Below are 19,245 nucleotides of genomic sequence, written 5' to 3' on the forward strand. Positions count from 1 at the left end.
CCGGCATGGTATACTGAAACCAACAAATCCAAGGAGGATCCGATCCATGACCAACCGCGAAACACCGGCCACCATCGGCCAGCGGATTCTGGCGCTGCGCCGGACGGCGGGCATGAGCCAGGAGGCCCTGGCCGCCGCCGTGGGGGTGAGCCGTCAGGCCCTGGGCAAGTGGGAGGCCGACCAGTCCCTGCCCGGGCTGGATAACCTGCTGGCCCTGGCCGAAGCCCTGCACACCAGCTGCGACGAACTGCTGACCGGGCGGCCGCTATCCTCGGAGCAGCCCCCCGCCCCGTCCCTCTCCGCCGAGGGGATGCAGGCGCTGCTGGATGCCCGGGAAACCCGGGAGACCAAGCGCCGCCGGATAAGCCTGGCGGCGGGCGGCGGCGTGGCCCTGGTACTGGCAGCGGCGCTGCTGTGCGTGGGATTGTATGCCGGCAGCCGCATGGATGACCTGCAAAACCGCATTGACGGGGTGAACGGCCAGGTAGCCGGGATGCAGGGCACCCTGCAGGCCCAGGTAGATTCCATGACAAACCGGGTGCAGACCATGCTGGACGAGCAGAATTCCCTGGCCGCGGGTGAGAGCCACAGCTATTCCGAATGGGAATCCGGCAGCCGCACCCTGCTGCTCACCGCCCGGGTGACCGCCAAGCAGAGCGTACCGGGGGCCAGCGCCCGGCTGATTGTAACCGCCACCTATCCAACCGACACTCACAGCGCGGTAACGCTGGAGATGACCGACGAGGGCGGCGGGGTGTTCACCGTGTCCGGCCGGGTGGCCACCGCCGATGAGCTGACCGCCACTTTCCAGCTGGAAAGCCCCGACGGCACGGTGCAGAACCAGCAGCTGTGGAGCGATTACGCCCCTCACGGGCAGTTTGAACCGATCGTGGAACTGGGCGGCGGCATTGACGGCCAGCTTATCCGGTTTGAAACGCAAAACGGCCAGATCCGGTTTGACGGCGATGTGGGGCTGAGCCTGGGGGCCACCGAGTATGCCTGGCCGGTGGAGGCGGAAATGCAGCTGGAAATCGGCGGGCAGGTGGTGGAGACCTTCCCGATTCCGGAACTGTACAAGGATTTTGTCCCTACCGAAGACTCTTACACCGGTGATCAGGCTGTTTTTGTGGGCAGCACCGTCACCTACTTCTGGACGCCCCAGGCCCATCCCTGGAAAGCGGATCAGTCGGTAATCATCACCGCCCGGGTAGTGGACAGCCAGGGCAACGTGTACGAACGGCAGATGGAGCTGATCTCGTAACACCTTATACAGCAAACGCCCCCGCCGGGAGATCCCGGCGGGGGCGTCTTTCGTCTTTTACCACAAGGCATCCGCCTGCCGCACGCAGGCCAGGAAGCGCCGGGCGTTGTCCGACAGTTCGGCGGCAGCGGGCCAGATAGCGGCGTCCCGGTTCAGGCCCGCTTCAGCGCAGGGTTTCTGCACCAGCTGCTGGCGGGCCAGCTCGGCGGCAGGCAGAGGGCTCACCCACATATAACTGCCCGGCACCTGCCGCAGCAGAGCAAACTGGCTGCCCCGGTCATACACATAGATACGGCTCTCCCCTACCCGCAGTTCCGCGGCCCGGGCCCGCTGCTCCGGTTCCAGCACCGGCAGCTGCACATCCCCGTGCAGAATCTGCGGATACTGCCCCAGTAGATGGTACGGGATATCCGCCAGGCCCGCCAGGGGATGCCGCTCGCTCATCAGCAGGCACATCCGGTACTGGCGCAGCACCCGGCTTTGCAGGCTGTTCTGGGCCAGCTGCGTGTCCACCCAGGGCTGATAAATGTCCTGATATCGGATGATGGACAGCTCGCTCTCCCCGGAGGCGGCATCCTGCAAAGCGTCGGTCAAGCCCGCTTCCCGGTACTGCACATTCATGGGGGCCGGGCAATCCGCCAACATGGCGGCAAAGGTGTCGGCGATATAGGTGGCGCGGGGCACCGTGATCCGCAGCCGGAACCCCTCCGGCTGGGGGGCGTACAGGCTTTGCAGTTCCTCCATCTGGGTCAGGATACCGGCGGCATACCGCAAGAACTGGCTGCCCGCGGCGGTGAGCTCCATACCCCGGGCGGTGCGGCGGAACAGGGGCACCCCCAGTTCCTTTTCCAGTTCTTTCAAACTGCGGCTCAGGTTGGGCTGTGCCATTTCCAGCGCCCGGGCGGCGGCGGACAGGCTGTGGGTGGCGGCGATCTGCTGGACCTGACGAAGCTGCTGCAGGGTCATGGCGGGCCTCCTTGAACAGATGGGCAATTTGTAAATATTGTACCATATTCCGGTACAAAACACCATGGCGGCGGCATATTTTCCGCCGTTGCGCGGTGGGGGCTTTTGGAGTATAATGAAAAATGCGTATTGACAAATATGCAACATAAACTTTGAGGGGAAGAAGAGTATGTTCAAGATCATTCGCAAAGAGGCGCTGAATCCCACCGTCACCCGCATGGTGGTGGATGCGCCGCTGATTGCCCGCAAGGCGATGCCCGGGCAATTCGTGATTCTGCGTGCCGGGGCGGACTCGGAACGCATCCCGCTGACCGTGGCCGATTACGACCGGGCCGCCGGCACCGTGACCGTGATCTTCCAGGTGGTGGGCGCGGGCACCATGGAGCTGAACGACCTGCCCGAGGGCGGATGCATCCACGATTTTGTGGGCCCGCTGGGCACCCCCAGCAAGCTGGAGGGGCTGAAAAAGGTGGCCGTGGTGGGCGGCGGCGTGGGCTGCGCCATTGCCTATCCGGTGGCCAAGCGGCTGCATGAGCTGGGCGCCGAGGTACACAGCATTGTGGGATTCCGCTCCAAGGATCTGGTGATCCTGGAGGACGAGTTCCGGGCTGTGAGCGACAAGCTGGTCATGATGACCGACGACGGCAGCTACGGCGACAAGGGCGTGGTGACCGCCCCGCTGGAGCAGCTGATCCAGGCGGGCGAGGGTTACGACGAGGTGATCGCCATCGGGCCGCTGGTCATGATGAAGTTTGTAAGCCTGACCACCAAGAAGTACGGGGTCAAGACCACCGTATCCATGAACCCGATCATGATTGACGGCACCGGCATGTGCGGCGGCTGCCGGCTGACGGTGGGCGGCGAGACCAAGTTTGCCTGCGTGGATGGTCCGGATTTTGACGGGCATCTGGTGGATTTTGACGAGGCGATGAAGCGGGGCGGCACCTACCGGGAGTTTGAAGCCCATGCCCGGGAAGAATACTGCAACCTGCTGAACAAGGGGGTGCAGTAAGATGGCGTTTCAGCGGAACATGGATCCCCACAAGTGCCCCATGCCCAGCCAGGACCCGGCGGTGCGGGCCCACAACTTTGACGAGGTGGCGCTGGGGTACACCTATGATATGGCGGTGAACGAGGCGCGCCGGTGCCTCGCCTGCAAAAACAAGCCCTGCGTGACCGGCTGCCCGGTGCAGATCGACATTCCCGCTTTTATTGAACGGGTTGCCAACGAGGATATGGAGGGCGCCTACAAGGTGCTGAGCGCTTCCAGCGCGCTGCCGGCGGTGTGCGGCCGTGTCTGCCCTCAGGAGAACCAGTGCGAGGGCAAATGCGTGCGCGGCATCAAGGGCGAGAGCGTGGGCATCGGCCGGCTGGAGCGGTTTGTGGCAGACTGGCACCGGGAGCACAGCACCGAATCCCCGGAAAAGCCGGTTTCCAACGGGCGCAAGGTAGCGATCATCGGCGCGGGCCCCTCCGGCCTGACCGCCGCCGGCGACCTGGCCCGGCTGGGATATCAGGTAACGGTGTTTGAGGCGCTGCACCTGGCGGGCGGCGTGCTGGTGTATGGCATTCCGGAGTTCCGGCTGCCCAAGGCGATTGTGCAGCAGGAGATCGACGGGCTGAAAGCCATGGGCGTAGATATCCAGACCAACATGGTGATCGGCAAGGTGCTGACGGTGGATGAGCTGATGGGTGAGTTCGGCTTTGAAGCGGTGTACATCGGTACCGGCGCGGGCCTGCCCCGGTTCATGGGTATCCCGGGCGAAAGCCTGAAAGGCGTATACAGCGCCAACGAGTACCTGACCCGCGTGAACCTGATGAAGGCCTACCAGCCGGGCAGCCACACGCCCCTGCTGCACAGCCACAAGGTGGCGGTGGTCGGCGGCGGCAACGTGGCCATGGACGCGGCCCGCTGCGCGTTGCGTATGGGCGCGGAGACGGTGTACATTGTGTACCGCCGCAGCATGAACGAGCTGCCTGCCCGTGCCGAGGAAGTGGAGCACGCCCAGGAAGAGGGCATCATCTTCAAGACCCTGACCAACCCGGTGGAAGTGCTGGGCGACGAGCAGGGCTCGGTGCGCGGGATGCGCTGTGTGGAGATGGAACTGGGTGAGCCGGACGCCAGCGGACGCCGCCGCCCGGTGGTAAAGGAAGGCAGCGAATTTGAGCTGGAAGTGGATACCATGATCATGGCGATCGGCACCAGCCCGAACCCGCTGATCCGGTCCACCACGCCGGGCCTGGAGACCAACCGGCACGGCTGCATCGTGACCGACGGCGACGACGGCCTGACCAGCCGCACCGGCGTGTACGCCGGCGGCGATGCGGTGACCGGCGCGGCCACCGTGATCCTGGCCATGGGCGCCGGCAAGCAGGCTGCCCGGGCCATCGACGAGTATCTGCGCGGCAAGAACTGAGCTAATATGGGGGGATACAACCGGGGCTACGGGCGCAACAACGATGCGCCCGCCCGGCTGCGCCGACCGCCCTGCCGGTCTGGGTCTCCACCGGAGACCCAGCCGCTTCGCGAACCCGGGCCCCCATCCCCCCGGAAATCGTGGGCCGAATCCTCGGCCCACACAAAAAATATAAAATGAACGCCCCTGTCTGACTGGCAGAGGCGTTCGTTTTTTATATCCCTGCGGGCCAAAGATTTGGCCCGCGATTTTGGGGGTCTGGGGGGACATTGTCTCCCCAGATCAGCCCATTCGCCTTTATTCAAAGGGATACCGCACGCCCCAGGCGGCGCGCAGGGAGTCCATCAGCTCCATGACCCGCACCGATTCCTCGTGAGGCATCTCCGGGCAGGACAGTTCCCCGGCTTCCAGCGCCCGCAGGCAGGCCCGCACCTCGTACTCATAGCCGGTGATCTGGGCCGGGCGCTCCACCCGGCGCACCAGCTGGTGCTGGCCGTCGTAGACCGACAGGCTCTCAAAATTGTTGATGTTCTCGATCCGGATATACCCCTTGGTGCCGTGGATAACACCCTGCCGGTCCAGGCAGGCTTCCAGCGAGCTGTTCAGCTGGGCCACCCGTCCGTCGGGATAATACAGGGTCACGCTGTTCTGGGCATCCACACCGGTGGGCAGCTTGGAACAGCTGCTTTCCACCCGGTCGTACCCGTGGCCGAACAGCGCCAGCGCAAAGTTCAGCGGATAGACCCCCACATCCAGCAGCGCGCCGCCCGCCAGCTTCGGATCCCGTAAACGGGGCACGTCCGCAATGGAATACCCCAGATTGCCGGTTAGCATCCGCACCTGGCCGATGCTGCCGCTGTTCATCTCCTCCCGGATGGTGGCCAGCATAGGCATGTACCGGGTCCAGATGGCTTCGGTGATGAACACGCCCCGGCGTTCCGCCTCGGCAAATACCTCCCGGGCCTGCGCGGCATTGGCGGTAAAGGCCTTTTCGCACAGAACCGGCTTGCCTGCCCGGATACACAGCAGCGCGTTGGCCCAGTGCTCCGAATGAGGGGTGGCGATATAAACCAGTTCCACCTGTGGGTCGGCCACCAGCTCCTCATAGCTGCCGCAGGCTTTCTCCGCGCCGTATTTTTCGGCAAAGGCGCGGGCGCGGTCCAGCGTCCGGGAACCCACCGCATACAGCCGGGCTTCCTCCATGCCGTTCAGGGTATCCGCCATCACCGCGGCGATCGCGCCGGTACCCAGGATGGCCACATTCCACTGTTTCATAGTGTTTTCCTCCGTTATGTCTGGATAGCTACGACGCCCCAGCCCTCGGATGTCTTGACCCAGGCCCGGCCACCGGTCACCGAAGCCGCCCCCAGATACTGGAACGGCACCTTGACCGTGCCTGCCAGGCTGATATACCCCCACAGGCCATCGGTGTTCTGCACGGCGGCCAGGTTGCTGCAGAAGGGCCGCGCCTGCTGGTACTGGCAGGGAATCACCTGGGTGCCGTCGATGTCCAGATAGCCCCACAGGCCGTTCTGCTGCACGGCATACAGCCCGTCGGAATACCGGTCGATGGCTTCACACACCGGCCCTACCTGCTTGCCGGTGGAAGGCTGCACCAGTACGTAGCCCTCGCCCCATTCCACCGTGCGCCCCTCGGTCTGGCCGGTGGCGGGGTTGTTCCACAAAAAGGCGCCGTAGTCGTCGGCGGGAGCCGCCTGCAGCGTACCCACCCGGGCCACATAGGGCCGCACACTGGCGCCGTAGTTGGTCAGCGGCACCAGTTCCTCCATCTCCAGCACATAGGCCATGCCCAGCGTGCTGTCGTAGACAATCTCCATATCCGGCAGGCCATGGCCGCCGGGGCCCACATTTTCGCCCAGATCGTTGAAGATCTTGCTTTCGTCGGCATTGGTCAGCCCGCAGACCGAGCACCAGTGTACATCCTCCTCGGCGGGAATCACAATCTTGCCGTCAAAATTGATGGCACCCGTCTTGCCGTTCTGCTCAAACAGGGACAGGTAAGCTTGATCTTTCAGCACCCCGTTGTCGGCGGTGGGATACTCCGCCAGGCTGCAGGTAATCTCCAGATCGGTGCGGGGCTCCAGCAGCCAATCGGTTTTGGTTTCCGGCTCCGCAGTGGGTGCCGGGGTGGCGGCAGGCGCAGACGAGCTGACATCCGGTGAAGAAGCCGAGCTGCCGGCTGCCTCGGACGAGGGTGCTGCGGCCCGCCCGCAGCCGACCAGCAGCGCGGCACACAGGGCCAAAGCGGCAAAAGCACGCAGTTTCATAGGGGAACAACCTCCTTGCAGGCGGCCGGGCCCTGCGGCCTGGCGCCTTGAATCGGGGCAAATGCCCCGTTGATTTTGTGCCCCCATTGTACCATATCCTGTGCGAAAAGGCAAAAAAGCACAAATCACGCGGGGGTAAACAGTTCGTCCACCGTAAGGTGCAGTTCCTTGGCCAGGCTGAACGCCAGCGCCAGGGTGGGATCGTATTTGTTGTTCTCGATGGCGTTTACCGTCTGACGGGAAACGCCGCATTTCTTTGCCAGCTCTTCCTGGGACAGGCCCAGTTCCTTGCGGCGTTCGCGAATCTTGTTTTCCATCCTCAGCCTCCCAGCTTCTTGCGGTAATACAGCAGCGCCGCACAATACAGAACCGCGGCGACCTGCAGCTGGATGAAGGGGTTGATGGTCATGGGCTGCTTGGTAACATAGTTTGTGATCACATCCAGCACCAGCGCGCCTACCATTGCATTAAAGGCAAAGGTGCTGGTCTTCCACACGATGATGCGGCTGCGCTCGTCCCCCGTCTTGAGCAGGGAAACCAGCATCGTGATGTCCAGCGCCCCAAATCCGAGCAGCACACCACCCAGAAACAGCGCGGCCCCCAAAGGCATCCCCATAAATTCCATATCACTCTCTCCTTTCTTTTCATCCGCTTAAATGTCAAATTCTTTTGACATTTTCAAGATACCAGACCCACGCCAAAATGTCAAGAGTTTTTGACATTTTATAAAAAAGAAAAGGCCCGCGCGGGGCGGGCTTCATTTATGGTACTTGATGTTCCGGTTGATGCAGCAGGCCCGGTAGATCTGCTCGGTAAGCACCAGGCGGGCCAGCTGATGGGGCAGGGTGATGCGTCCCATGGACAGGCGCAGCGCCGCGGCCTGCTTGACCGCCGGGGCCAGCCCGTGGGATGAACCGATCACAAAGGCCACGTCCCCCGCGCCGCTTACCGCCCGGTCGTCCAGCCAGGCGGCCAGTTCCTCGCTGGAGAGGGTTTTGCCCTCCACGCAAAGGGCCACTATGGCCGCGCCCTTGCGCACGCTGGCCAGGATGGCCTGAGCCTCCTTTTCCAGCGCGCGCTGCACCAGGGCGGGGCTGTCCTCCCGCAGGGGCTGTTCGGGCAGTTCAATCACCCGGAAATCGCACAGGGTGCTCAGACGCTTGCGGTATTCCGCCACGCCCTCGGCGCACCAGGCGGCGTTCAGTTTGCCGATACAGATCAGATCAATGTGCTGCATATCAAAACTCCAATACAGGGCTGGGCTCGTTGCGGCGCTGGGCCTGCACCACCACGTCCGGTTCCGGGATCACGCCGGCGGCCAGCAGAGCCTTGCGCACCGCTTCCAGCGCCAGTTCCGGGGTGTTGTTCTCCTTGCTCAGATGGCACAGGGCGATCTTTTTGCAGCCCGTCTGCACCAGTTCCAGCACCTTGGCCGCGCACTCCGGGTTGGACAGGTGGCCAAAGGGCGAGGCAATGCGGGTTTTCAGGTAATAGGGATAGCTGCCGTGCTGCAGGCTGTAGGGGTCGTAGTTGGCCTCCAGCGCCACCAGATCCGCCCCGGCCAGGCTGGTATGTACCGTCTCGGTCAGCTGGCCCAGGTCGGTGGCGATGGCCATGACCTTGCCGTCCGGCGTGGCGATCCGGTACCCGCAGCAGGGCACGTCGTGGGGGGTGGGAAATGCGGTGACCGTAAAGTCCCCGATCTGTTCCGGGCGGCCGCCCACCGCGATCAGCTGGGCCGCCGCGGGCAGGTCGCCCCGGTTTGCCAGAAAATCCAGGGTTTCCGGCAAACCGAACACCGGCACATCGTAGTGTTTCAGAAACACCTTAAGCCCGGCGATATGGTCGGAGTGCTCATGGGTGATGAGGATGCCCTGCAGATCCCGCACCGACAGGCCCAGATCCTTGAGCGCGCCGGTGGTGATACGGCAGCTTTTGCCCATATCGACAAGCAGATAGCCCTGGCCGCTGCGTACCAGGCCGCAGTTGCCGGAGGAACCGGAATACAGGGTAGTAAAACTGGCCATCGTTCACCTCATGCCGCCCGGCGGGCGGTGTGTCAAAACAGGATAAAAAACCGGGGACGCACACCGCGCCCCCGGACGGAAAAACTGGATCACAGCGCCTGCGGCATGGCGGGCGCGGGCATGGATACCCGGCGTACATCGGCGCCCAGGCCCTGCAGTTTGCCCACCAGATTCTCGTAGCCGCGCTCGATATGGGCGATCTCCTCGATCTCGCTGGTGCCGTTGGCAGACAGCGCCGCCACCACCAGCGCCGCACCGGCCCGCAGATCGGAGGCCCGCAGCGGAGCTGCCAGCAGTTCCGGCACGCCCTCGATTACCGCCACCTGGCCGTCCACCTGGATGTTGGCACCCATGCGGATCAGCTCGTCCACATAGCGGAACCGGTTCTCCCAGATGCCTTCGGTGATGATGGAGGTACCCCGGGCGATGGTCAGCAGCACCGTCATCAGCGGCTGCATATCGGTGGGGAAGCCCGGATGGGGCATGGTCTTGATCTTGAGGGGCAGCAGATCGCCGTTGCGGTAGACCCGCACCGCGTCGTCAAACTCCTCCACGGTGGCGCCCGCCAGCTCCAGCTTGGCGGTGATCGGCTCCAGATGCTTGGGGATCACGTTGCGGATCAGCACGTTGCCGCCGGTCATGGCCGCGGCCACCATAAAGCTGCCCGCCTCGATCTGGTCGGGGATGATGGAATAGGTGCAGCCATGCATGGCCTTGACACCCCGGATCTTGATGCAGTCGGTGCCGGCGCCGCGCACATCCGCGCCCATCATGTTCAGGAAGTTGGCCAGGTCCACGATGTGGGGTTCCTTGGCCACATTCTCCAGCACGGTCTGGCCCTCAGCCAGCACGGCGCTGAGCATGGCGTTCATGGTAGCGCCCACCGACACGGTGTCAAAGAACACATGGGCGCCCTGCAGCCGGTCGCTCTCCACATGGATACGGCCGTACTCCACCGAGTCGGACGCGCCCAGAGCGGTAAAGGCTTTCAGGTGCTGGTCGATGGGGCGGGGGCCCAGGTCACAGCCGCCGGGCATGGCCACCTGTGCCGAGCCGAACCGGCCCAGCAGCGCCCCCAGGAAGTAATAGCTGGCGCGCATCTGCCGGGACAGATCGTCCGGCACGGCGGCGCAGCTGATGTGGGTGGTGTCAATTTCGTAGCAGTTTTTGTTGAGCATCCGCACCCGGGCGCCCAGCGCCGACAGGATGCGCAGCGACACCAGCACGTCGCTGATGGCAGGCAGGTTTTCCACAACACAAACATCGGCCGCCAGAATGGTGGCCGGCAGGATCGCAACGGCGGCATTCTTGGCCCCGCTGATGGATACCTCGCCCACCAGCGGCTTACCGCCCTGAATCACGAATTTTTCCAAAGCGCAAACTCCCCTTTGAGGTTGCCGGACGTGGCCGGTAAAGGCCTGCCGTCCGTGGATTGGGCCGGCGGCGTAAAGCCGCCCGTCAACTGTCTTATTATACACCATTTCACATAAGAATCAAACCCCTGGGCTTATTCTTTACGAAATTGTTGCTTCTATGCTTCCGGTTTGCCCATGCCGGCAACATTTTGGCGGATCCAACAAAAATCGGGCGCGGATTTGGTAAAATCACCAGGTCTGCGCCCGAAGTATGCCGGATTCTGTTTACATATTGGGGAAGTAGTTCCGGGCGCTGACCCGAACGCCTCCCACATACAATTCAAAGTGACAATGGTTGCCGAAGGAATTGCCGGTGTTGCCCACCGCGCCGATCACATCGCCCTGGGACACATACTGCCCATAGCTTACATACAGCTTGCTGCAGTGGGCATACAGGGTGCGCAGGCCATTGCCGTGGTCGATGATGATGTAGTTGCCGTAGCTGTAATGCCAGCCGGCAGTAATCACCCGGCCGTCCGCTGCTGCCAGAATATCCTGCCCCGCGTTGGCGCAGATATCCGCGCCGGTGTGCCCGGCGCTCATCCAGCGGCTTACATACTTGTAGTTGGGCACCGGCCAGAGCAGCGTACCGTAGCCCGGCACCTCCACCAGCGAGCCTGCCGGCATCCGGCTGCCGATCACGATCTGCTCGGTAACCGGCTCGGTGAGGGTAACGCTTTCCACGATCTCCTCGGTGGTGACCCCGTTTTCGGTGATATAATCCACCGTGACCTGGGCGGACCCTGCCTGCCCGGCCTGGACCGTCTGCACCGAGCCCCAGCGGTAATCCTCCGACCGGGTGGTGACCGTCTCGTAGGGGATCTCCCGGATCTCCACCGCCCGGCGGACGGTGCGCAGACCGAACAGGTCCGTATTGGAGAGAGCCTCCTGCACCGCTGTTTCATCCGAGATATCGCTGGTAAAGTAGATGCCCTCCTGCAGTTCCACGTCCCGGATAAACTCGGCTTCGCTGCCCTCCCCTGCCGCGTCGGCGGCGGTGGTCTTGAGGGCTTCCAGCGCCTGCCGCAGCCCGGAGGCATCGTCGCTGACCAGCACCAGTTCCCCGTCCACATACACGGCAGCGCCGGGCTGGATCTCACTGTGAGACATCTCCAGCAGGGTGCGGGCCAGGGTCTCCTGATCCAGCAGTTCCTCCGGATCTACCGCCAGAGTATAGTCGGCCGTGATCTGCCACTGGCTGCTGCGGTCCAGGGATACAATGTTCTGCTGCAGGGTGTTTTTAGCCGCTTCCAGCACATCTTCGCTCTGCACATAGCCCACCAGTTCGCCGTTGACCTCCACCGCCAGCGAAAAGCTGCGGTTCAGGGTATGGCGCACCGTAAACACAAACAGTCCCAATGCCAGCAGCGGCATAATGTACCGGCCTGCCCGCACCGCCAGATAACCGTACAGGCGTACCCCGCGATGGAAATAGAGCAGGCCGCCAGCCAGCGCCCGGGGGGTACCGCGGGCCTGTTTTTCCTCCTGCACATAGGCATGGATGGAACGCATCCCGTGGGCAAACCGGACAAAGGGCGCGGCCAGGTCCCGGCCCACGCCCACAAGGCCCTCCCATACCGGATGCAGGAACCGGGCGGAAAAAGCCCGGCCCCGGGCCGCCGCCCCATTCCAGACACGGCGGGCGCCGCGGGCCAGATTGCAGGCCGTGCTCTCGCCCCAGAAGCCAAGCAGGTACGCCGCCTGCCCCAGCGCCCAGCCCGCCCTGCGGGCTGCCTGTGCCGGTTGGATCCGCATACCGTTTTCGCCTCCTTTGCAGTGTACAAACCGACAGCCGGGCTGTGGAGCCCGGCCGTCGGTCAGGGTAATTTGTTTCTACCAGTATACCAGTTTTTCACCGCCGCGCCAACCCGCCCGGGGAAAAAATCGCCGGTTTTTCACCAAGGATTCACGCCCGGTTCACAAATCAGGCCGCCGAAGAGGGGACGGAAGAAGCCTCGGCGGAGGGGGCCGGCGTGGGCTCAGGCGCGGGTTCTTTCGGGGTAATAACCACCGCCCGGCTGCCCATGGCGGTGAAGATTTCCATGAATTTCTGCTGACGCACACTCTCGTAGGTTTCCAGCGGATCGGACAGGTAGAACTGATTGTCCTCATAGCCGGTCAGCACCAGACAGTGCACGTCCACCAGCGGGGTATACGTCTCGCCGGAGGCAGTGGTCCAGGACCATTTGCTGCTCTCCCGCACGTCCTTGAAATCGATGGTGGCCCACACCAGCACCGGGTTGCCGGCGGCCAGCTGCTCGGCCAGGCCCGCGGCATCCACGCCGGTGATGTCGGTCACCTCCCAGGCATCCGCCTGGCCCTGGGCGGCCAGATACTTCTCGGCCGCCTGGATGATCGGCCCCTGGAAGCAGTAGAAGCCGCAGCTTTCGCCGCTGCTCTGGGACGGGTCGCCCATGAACTCCACCTCCGGGTCGGCGCCGTAGAATTTTTCCGACCGGGGCAGGTAATCTTCGGCCATGGTCATCTTGTCCACGTCAAAGCCCAGATACTGCAGCAGCATGGTCAGGCTGGTGATCTCGCAGCCGTTGGGCAGTTCCGGGTTCTGGCCGATGACCGGCACATCCAGATGCACCGAGGCGGGCAGCGGCAGCTGCTGAGGGCCATCAGAGCTAGAGGCGGCCGTCTGGGACTGGCTGGAGGAACTCTGGCCGGAAACGCCCTCTATTACCGGGGCGTTGTAGGCGCTGTTCTGCTTTGCCAGCATGGTGCCGATAAAGGTAAGCACCACCGCGCAGGCCAGCAGCATGGCCAGTGTGGCCAGCAGCCGGGCCGACGAACGGGAATTGCGGTTGTTCTGCATGGTTGTATCCTCCCGGCGCAAGATCGCCGTTGTTTGAAAAGGGTCGGCCCAAAGGCCGTCATGTTTATTATACCGGGCCGGGCAGCCCAGTGCAAGCGAAAAGCCCCGGCTGACCAGAGCGGTCGGCCGGGGCCTGTTTGGTTTTACCCGTTTCTGTTGCTTCGATCAGCCCACATAATTGTAGGGGTTGACGCGCACACCGTTTACATAAACTTCGAAGTGCAGATGGGTACCGGTGGAACGGCCGGAAGAGCCCATATAGCCGATCAGCTGGCCCTTTTCCACACTCTGGCCCCGGCTGACCGCGGTGCCAGACATATGGGCGTACATAGTCTGGTAGCCGTTGCCGTGGTTGATGCGCACGCAGATGCCGTAGCTCCAGTGCTCCTGCCCGCTGCCGGCGGTGGTGACCACGCCGCTGTCGGCGGCATAGATGGGCGCGCCGTAGTAGCTCAGAATATCCAGACCGTAGTGGCTGCCGCCAAAGCCGCGGCTGAGCCGGTAGCTGCTGGGTACCGGCCAGGAGAAGATGCCCGAACCCAACTGACCAATGCTGCCATCCGGGCGACGTGTGCCCTTAATGACCTCTTTGTTGACCGCCTCCTGGAGAACTGTTTCATTGAGTACAACTTCCTGCTGAAGTACGCCATCAATGTAATAAAAGTCGGATTCGATCTGTTTCAGGCCATTCGAGCCTTCCTGCACCACCTTCATGGTGCCCCAGGAGTAGTCGCCGGATTCAGTGGTAACAGTCTGGAACGGAATCTCTTCCGTATACACCTTATGCTCCACCACCTGCACCGGCAGATAGTCGCGGGACTGGGTCACCAGCACCTGGTCGCCCACAAACAGGCTGTCCAGAATATCCGGGTTCAGCGCCACCAGCTCGTTCAGGGTGATGTCGTTCTTCTTGGCAATACCGCTGGGGGTATCGCCCTTGACCACGGTGTAATAGACGTCCGCCTGTTCCTCCCCATGGATAAGGGCATCGATCTCGCTGTAGTCCACGATGGAGTCGGTAAAATAGATACCGTCCACCAGTTCCACGTCCTTGACGAACTCCACGCGGATGTTCTCGTTGTCCGGCTGCTCGTAAGGCGCCTTGATCTCTTCCAGCGCGGCCTCCAGCTTATCCCCCTCGGTGGTAACGGCCACAATAGCCCCGTCCACATAGAGGGCGGTAGCCTCCTGGATCTCACTGCCGGAGGCCTGCAGGATGGCGTCGGTCATATGGGTCTCGTCCATCACCGGGCCGCTTCGCACCGAAAGCGAATAGGCAGGGGTAACGGTCCATTCCCGGCCGGAGGTACTGGTGGCGATACGGGCCTGCAGGTCGGAGCGGGCGGCATCAAATACGGCCTCGCTCTCCACATAGCCTACTACGCTGCCGTCCACCTCCACCGCCAGCACGTACTGATAATCCATCACGGTGCGCACGGTGTACACAAAGACAGCCAGCGCCACCAGCGGCACCACATAGGCCATCGAACGGCGCACCAGCGGAAAATACATCCGGGTACCGCGCCACAGGTAGGCAAAGCCCTCCTTGGCGGCACGGGCCTTGCCGAACTGCTGCGCCTGCTCCTTTACATGGGCGCGGATGTTGCGCATGCCGTGGGCAAACCGGCGGAAGGGGGCGGTAAATTCGTCCGCCATGCCCTTAGCAGCACCGGCTATGTACCCGCCGACGATGCGGCCCACACGGCCCAGCACGCGGCGAAGATCGGCAGCAGTTTCACGGGTCCACCGGACCGCGCACAGGCCGGTATATTCACCCCAGTAACCCAGCTGATACAAAGCCCAGCCCACCGCACGTCCGGCGGAGGTGGAGGCAGCGCGCTCCAGCACAGCCAGAAGCTTAACGCGCAGCGAGGCGGATCGGTCCGTTTTGGGGCCCGTTTCGGGCCCGCCGCTCCGGGGCGGCGTCATGGTCGGTTCCATATCCGTTTCCTCACTCCTTTCTGTTAGTCGCAGTCGGGCCAGGAAAGGCCCAGCGCCCGGCACAGCCCCGCTAAATCAGCGGGCGGCGGGCTGACAGCCCGCGCGGCATCGCGGCCGGGCAGGCGCGGAAATGTCATGATCGCACAGTGCAGGGCCTGACGGCCCAGATACTCCCGGCTGCCGCCGTAGAGATCGTCCCCGGCCAGCGGGTGGCCGATATGGGAAAAATGCACCCGGATCTGGTGGGTGCGGCCGGTCTCCAGCCAGACGCGCACCAGGGCGCAGCCGCCGGATACGGCCACGGTTTCGTAATGGGTAACGGCCGGCTGCCCGGCCGGATCCACCCGGCGCAGCACAATGCTGCCGGGGGCGCGGTCGATGGGCAAGCGGATGGTGCCGGCGGCGGGCCGGGGCTGCCCCTGCACCACCGCGTAGTACACCTTCTGCACCGACGCCGCCAGCAGCGGCGCGGCCCAGGCGTTGCGGGCGCAGAGCACAAGACCGCTGGTGCCCGCGTCCAATCGGTTTACCGGGCGGAACGCACCGGTCTGGCCCCGCAAGGCCAGCAGCCCGGCATACTGGTTGCCCAGGGTGCCGTCGGCATAGCCCAGGGTGGGATGCACCGCCATGCCGGCGGGCTTGTCCAGCACCAGGGCGTGTTCATCCTCGTACCGGATGGAACAGGCAAAAGGTTCCGGCGGCAGCGCGCAGGGCGGTTCCGCCGGCAGCTGCACCGTAACCCGGGCCCCCTCCCCCACCAGTTCAAAGCCCTTGGCGGGGCGGCCGTCCACCCACACACAAGGGTCGGGCTGCCGCTTGAGGGCGCGGCGCAGGGTGGAGGAAAATCCCTGCCTTTGCAGAAAGCTGTCCAGCCGGATACCTGCCAGAGAGGCAGGCACGGTAAAACACAGCTGCATACAGAGCCTCCTTTGCCAAACGCACACGCGATACACAGTCAGTATACCATACAGCGGGCTCTTTGGCAAACCGGCCGGTCTGCTCCGATTTTCAGTTTACCACGGTTTTGACGGATTTGGCAACGAAAATCCTGTGATAATCCTGTGTAAAACGCCGATTGGGCGGATTTGGCACAAGAAAAAGCCCCGGCGGGCACAAGGCACCCGCCGGGGCGGTATACAACAAATTTCCAGGAAAAGGATCAGTAGGCAATGCCCTGGGCCACCATGCTGTCGGCCACCTTCAGGAAGCCGGCCACGTTGGCGCCCACCATCAGGTTGCCCTCCACGCCGCACTCCTTGGAGGCGTCGTAGGCGGCATGGAAGATGCCCTTCATGATGTTCTGCAGCCGCTCGTCCACCTCTTCGAAGGTCCAGGACAGGCGCAGGCTGTTCTGGCTCATCTCCAGGCCGCTGGTGGCCACGCCGCCGGCGTTGGCCGCCTTGGCAGGCCCGTACAGCACGCCGTTGGCCAGGAAGGTCTCGATGGCTTCGGGGGTGCTGGGCATGTTGGCGCCCTCACACACCACCTTGCAGCCGTTGGCAACCAGGGCCTTGGCGCTCTCGCCGTCCAGCTCGTTCTGGGTGGCGCAGGGCAGGGCGATGTCGCAGGGGATGGTCCAGATGCCGGCGCAGCCCGGGGTGAAGGTGGCGCTGGCGCGGGCGTTGGCGTACTCCACGATACGGGCGCGGCGCACTTCCTTCACGTCCTTCATCAGGGCCAGGTCGATGCCTTCGGGATCGTAGACGTAACCGGAGGAATCGCTCATGGCCACTACCTTGGCACCCAGCTGGGTAGCCTTCTCGCAGGCGTAGATGGCCACGTTGCCGCTGCCGGAGATGACCACGGTCTTGCCGGCAAAGCTGTCGTTCTTCATGCAGTGCAGGGCTTCCTCGGTGAAGTAGCACAGGCCGTAGCCGGTGGCCTCGGTGCGCACCAGGCTGCCGCCCCACTTCAGGCCCTTGCCGGTGAGCACGCCGGTAAACTCGTTGCACAGGCGCTTGTACTGACCGTACATGTAGCCGATCTCCCGGGCGCCCACGCCGATGTCGCCGGCGGGCACGTCGGTGAACTGGCCGATGTGCTTGGACAGCTCGGTCATGAAGCTCTGGCAGAAGCGCATGATCTCCCCGTCGCTCTTGCCCTTGGGGTCAAAGTCGCTGCCGCCCTTGCCGCCGCCCATGGGCAGGCCGGTCAGGCTGTTCTTGAAGATCTGCTCAAAGCCCAGGAACTTGATGACCGAGGCGTTGACGCTGGGATGCAGGCGCAGGCCGCCCTTGTAGGGGCCGATGGCGCTGTTGAACTGCACACGGAAACCGCGGTTCACCTGCACCTTGCCGGTGTCGTCCACCCAGGACACGCGGAACTGGATGAAGCGCTCCGGCTCCACAATGCGCTCCAGCACGCCGTTGGCCTCGTACTCGGGGTGCTTTTCGCAGATGACCTGCAGGCTTTCCAGCACTTCGCGCACAGCCTGGAGGAATTCCTTCTCGCCGGGATTGCGCTGCTCCACCTGAGCATAGACCCGGGCCAGATACTCGTTTTGAATCATCAGATACTTCCCCTTTCTTTTTGGGCTGCCGCCGGACCCCTTTGCCTGGCGGCGCCATACTTTAGATTATAAAACCGGAAAAGCCCAATTGCAACCCGCTAAAGCGCCCCCGTAACAAAAAATTTGCAAATGCGGCAAATTTGTGGTATCATCCAGACGGGAAACGAGTGGAACATACGGTGGCGGGGCGCTTTTGCGCTCTGAGGAAAGTCCGGGCTTCACAGGGGCATGGTAACTGCTAACGGCAGCCGGGGGCGACCCTAGGGATAGTGCAACAGAAATAGACCGCCCCGCCTTCGGGCGGAGCAAGGATGGAAAGGCGAGGTAAGAGCTCACCAGCGCACTGGCGACTTTGCGGCTATGTAAACCCTACCAGAAGCAACACCCGTATGGGACATATGCGCTGCCCCGCGCGTCCCGGAGGTGGCACGAGCGATGCGGCAACGCACCGCCTAGACAGATCACCGTTTAATACAGAACCCGGCTTACGGTCCGGTCGTTTCCCGCAGAAAGCCCCCTCCCGGTTCGGGAGGGGGCTTTCTGCGTTCCGGATCAGGGGGCAAACAGCCGCTGCAGCACCAGCAGGCCCGCCACGCCGGGCGCCCCCAGCACCACCGAGGCAAAGGCGGACAGGCCGTTTACCGCCACCGACACCCCGGTAAAGGGGGCCAGCAGGTTCACCGCGCCCAGTGCCCCCACCCCGCACAGGGCCCCGGCCACGCAGCGGCGCACCGGACGGCGGCAGCGGGCCGCCGCCCGGCTGACCAGCGCCGTGATCCCCACCGCCGCCGCCAGCCACAGCCCGGTCACAGGGCTGTCTCCTGCTGCCGGGCCTGCCGCAGCAGGTACCGGTAACGGCACAGCAGCGCGGACCGTTCATAGATGCAGGCTTCGATCAGATCGGGATCCTGTTCCAGGTCGTACTGGCTCTGGTTGTGGCGCAGCTCGTCCAGGCAGTCCCGCAGCGCCGTGCGCAGGGCAGGATCCGCGCCGGTTTGGGCAGGGCGTTTTTTCACGGCAAGGCTCATGGGGCAGCATCCTTTCTCTTTCAGGGCGGGGCGTGTCCCGCCCGGTTCTGCTATGAGGATATGCCCAGAGCATTGGCAAATATTCCCACGGATATGCCGCCCGATTTGACATTCCCCGGGGCGGCGGGTATACTGGTTGCGTAAGACCGCCCCGGGCGGCTTTCGGAGAGGAGCGAGGGACGAATTATGACAAAAGTCGTGCTGATGCTGGCAGCTCTGGCCGTGCTGCTGGTGTTTCACATGTGGGCCAGCGCACGGCCCCGGCGGCTGTGGTACCTGGGCGCCATCACGCCGGTTATCTGGCTGGGCGTGCTGATCTGGATGGCGGTGACCGGCGTGTTCCGGGACAATCTGCTCGGCCTGCTGTTCGGCGGTCTGGCGCCGATGGCGGTGCTGCTGGGCATCTGGGCCTACGGCCGGGAGGCCGCCGACGCCCGGGAGGCCGCGGCGGAGACAGCCGGCAATGCAGCCCCGGCAGACGCAGACAAAGAATAAAGCAAAAAGCCCGGGGCCGTTTCCGTAAGGGAAGCGGCTCCGGGGTTTTGTTGTATCCGATCAGCCCTGTTTGGGCG

At 63.6% G+C, this 19,245-nt stretch carries 19 protein-coding genes and 1 other RNA gene; 5 read left to right on the forward strand and 15 right to left on the reverse strand.

Annotated features, from left to right (window positions below; genetic code table 11):
- Positions 1-46: 46 nt before the first annotated feature.
- Positions 47-1,261 carry a helix-turn-helix domain-containing protein gene (locus B5E65_RS04620; protein ID WP_087170595.1) on the forward strand — a complete coding sequence of 405 codons (1,215 nt, stop codon included), beginning with the start codon at positions 47-49 and terminating at the stop codon, positions 1,259-1,261.
- A gap of 57 nt (positions 1,262-1,318) precedes the next feature.
- Here B5E65_RS04620 and B5E65_RS04625 read toward each other — a convergent pair whose 3' ends face one another.
- A complete protein-coding gene (locus B5E65_RS04625) occupies positions 1,319-2,227 on the reverse strand; it encodes a LysR family transcriptional regulator (protein WP_158098518.1) in 909 nt (302 codons plus the stop codon).
- 169 nt (positions 2,228-2,396) lie between these two features.
- On the opposite strand from B5E65_RS04625, the gene B5E65_RS04630 reads away from it, so the two are divergent.
- The gene (locus tag B5E65_RS04630) at positions 2,397-3,239 is read left to right on the forward strand and encodes a sulfide/dihydroorotate dehydrogenase-like FAD/NAD-binding protein (protein ID WP_087170597.1); all 843 of its coding nucleotides are present in this window, start codon (positions 2,397-2,399) and stop codon (positions 3,237-3,239) included.
- A gap of 1 nt (position 3,240) precedes the next feature.
- On the forward strand, positions 3,241-4,644 hold the full coding sequence (gene gltA / locus B5E65_RS04635; RefSeq protein ID WP_087170598.1) for an NADPH-dependent glutamate synthase: 1,404 nt from the start codon (positions 3,241-3,243) through the stop codon (positions 4,642-4,644).
- A 297-nt stretch (positions 4,645-4,941) separates the two neighbouring features.
- On the opposite strand, the gene B5E65_RS04640 is transcribed toward gltA, so the two are convergent.
- The 12 genes from B5E65_RS04640 to gdhA all read right to left on the reverse strand — a co-directional run bounded on the left by B5E65_RS04640 (position 4,942) and on the right by gdhA (position 17,645).
- Positions 4,942-5,919, reverse strand: a complete 978-nt coding sequence (locus B5E65_RS04640; RefSeq protein WP_087170599.1) for a Gfo/Idh/MocA family protein — start codon at positions 5,917-5,919, stop codon at positions 4,942-4,944.
- Between the two features lie 14 nt (positions 5,920-5,933).
- Entirely contained in the window at positions 5,934-6,932 is a 999-nt protein-coding gene (locus tag B5E65_RS04645; RefSeq protein ID WP_158098519.1) for a WG repeat-containing protein, read from the reverse strand.
- Between the two features lie 125 nt (positions 6,933-7,057).
- On the reverse strand, positions 7,058-7,249 hold the full coding sequence (locus B5E65_RS04650; RefSeq protein WP_087170601.1) for a helix-turn-helix transcriptional regulator: 192 nt from the start codon (positions 7,247-7,249) through the stop codon (positions 7,058-7,060).
- A gap of 2 nt (positions 7,250-7,251) precedes the next feature.
- Entirely contained in the window at positions 7,252-7,557 is a 306-nt protein-coding gene (locus B5E65_RS04655) for a hypothetical protein (protein ID WP_242957477.1), read from the reverse strand.
- Positions 7,558-7,689: 132 nt separating this feature from the next.
- Positions 7,690-8,169 (reverse strand): 23S rRNA (pseudouridine(1915)-N(3))-methyltransferase RlmH, encoded by a 480-nt coding sequence (locus tag B5E65_RS04660; protein WP_087170602.1) that lies wholly within the window; start codon positions 8,167-8,169, stop codon positions 7,690-7,692.
- Between the two features lies 1 nt (position 8,170).
- Positions 8,171-8,959 (reverse strand): MBL fold metallo-hydrolase, encoded by a 789-nt coding sequence (locus tag B5E65_RS04665; protein WP_087170603.1) that lies wholly within the window; start codon positions 8,957-8,959, stop codon positions 8,171-8,173.
- 89 nt (positions 8,960-9,048) lie between these two features.
- Complete coding sequence (locus tag B5E65_RS04670) at positions 9,049-10,332, reverse strand: UDP-N-acetylglucosamine 1-carboxyvinyltransferase (RefSeq protein ID WP_143402971.1); 1,284 nt, start codon at positions 10,330-10,332, stop codon at positions 9,049-9,051.
- 267 nt (positions 10,333-10,599) lie between these two features.
- Entirely contained in the window at positions 10,600-12,129 is a 1,530-nt protein-coding gene (locus tag B5E65_RS04675; RefSeq protein WP_087170605.1) for a M23 family metallopeptidase, read from the reverse strand.
- A gap of 169 nt (positions 12,130-12,298) precedes the next feature.
- Complete coding sequence (locus tag B5E65_RS04680) at positions 12,299-13,195, reverse strand: C39 family peptidase (protein ID WP_087170606.1); 897 nt, start codon at positions 13,193-13,195, stop codon at positions 12,299-12,301.
- Between the two features lie 165 nt (positions 13,196-13,360).
- The gene (locus B5E65_RS04685) at positions 13,361-15,136 is read right to left on the reverse strand and encodes a M23 family metallopeptidase (protein ID WP_087170607.1); all 1,776 of its coding nucleotides are present in this window, start codon (positions 15,134-15,136) and stop codon (positions 13,361-13,363) included.
- Between the two features lie 23 nt (positions 15,137-15,159).
- The gene (locus tag B5E65_RS04690; RefSeq protein ID WP_087170608.1) at positions 15,160-16,053 is read right to left on the reverse strand and encodes an RluA family pseudouridine synthase; all 894 of its coding nucleotides are present in this window, start codon (positions 16,051-16,053) and stop codon (positions 15,160-15,162) included.
- A 242-nt stretch (positions 16,054-16,295) separates the two neighbouring features.
- Positions 16,296-17,645: an NADP-specific glutamate dehydrogenase gene (gdhA, locus tag B5E65_RS04695; RefSeq protein WP_087170609.1), complete on the reverse strand. Its 1,350-nt coding sequence runs from the start codon at positions 17,643-17,645 to the stop codon at positions 16,296-16,298.
- 164 nt (positions 17,646-17,809) lie between these two features.
- Here gdhA and rnpB point away from each other — a divergent pair.
- An RNA gene (gene rnpB / locus B5E65_RS04700) (RNase P RNA component class A) lies at positions 17,810-18,148 on the forward strand.
- A gap of 49 nt (positions 18,149-18,197) precedes the next feature.
- Here the strand turns inward: rnpB and B5E65_RS04705 are convergent.
- Together B5E65_RS04705 and B5E65_RS04710 are read right to left on the reverse strand one after the other, a co-directional pair.
- Positions 18,198-18,455: a pro-sigmaK processing inhibitor BofA family protein gene (locus tag B5E65_RS04705; RefSeq protein ID WP_158098520.1), complete on the reverse strand. Its 258-nt coding sequence runs from the start codon at positions 18,453-18,455 to the stop codon at positions 18,198-18,200.
- Positions 18,452-18,673, reverse strand: a complete 222-nt coding sequence (locus tag B5E65_RS04710) for a DUF2508 family protein (protein WP_087170611.1) — start codon at positions 18,671-18,673, stop codon at positions 18,452-18,454. The genes B5E65_RS04705 and B5E65_RS04710 overlap by 4 nt, the downstream gene beginning before the upstream one ends.
- A gap of 186 nt (positions 18,674-18,859) precedes the next feature.
- On the opposite strand from B5E65_RS04710, the gene B5E65_RS04715 reads away from it, so the two are divergent.
- Complete coding sequence (locus B5E65_RS04715) at positions 18,860-19,168, forward strand: hypothetical protein (protein WP_087170612.1); 309 nt, start codon at positions 18,860-18,862, stop codon at positions 19,166-19,168.
- Positions 19,169-19,245 lie beyond the last annotated feature (77 nt).

The sequence above is a fragment of the Gemmiger sp. An120 genome, from assembly GCF_002160955.1.
GTDB classification, from domain to species: domain Bacteria; phylum Bacillota; class Clostridia; order Oscillospirales; family Ruminococcaceae; genus Gemmiger_A; species Gemmiger_A avium.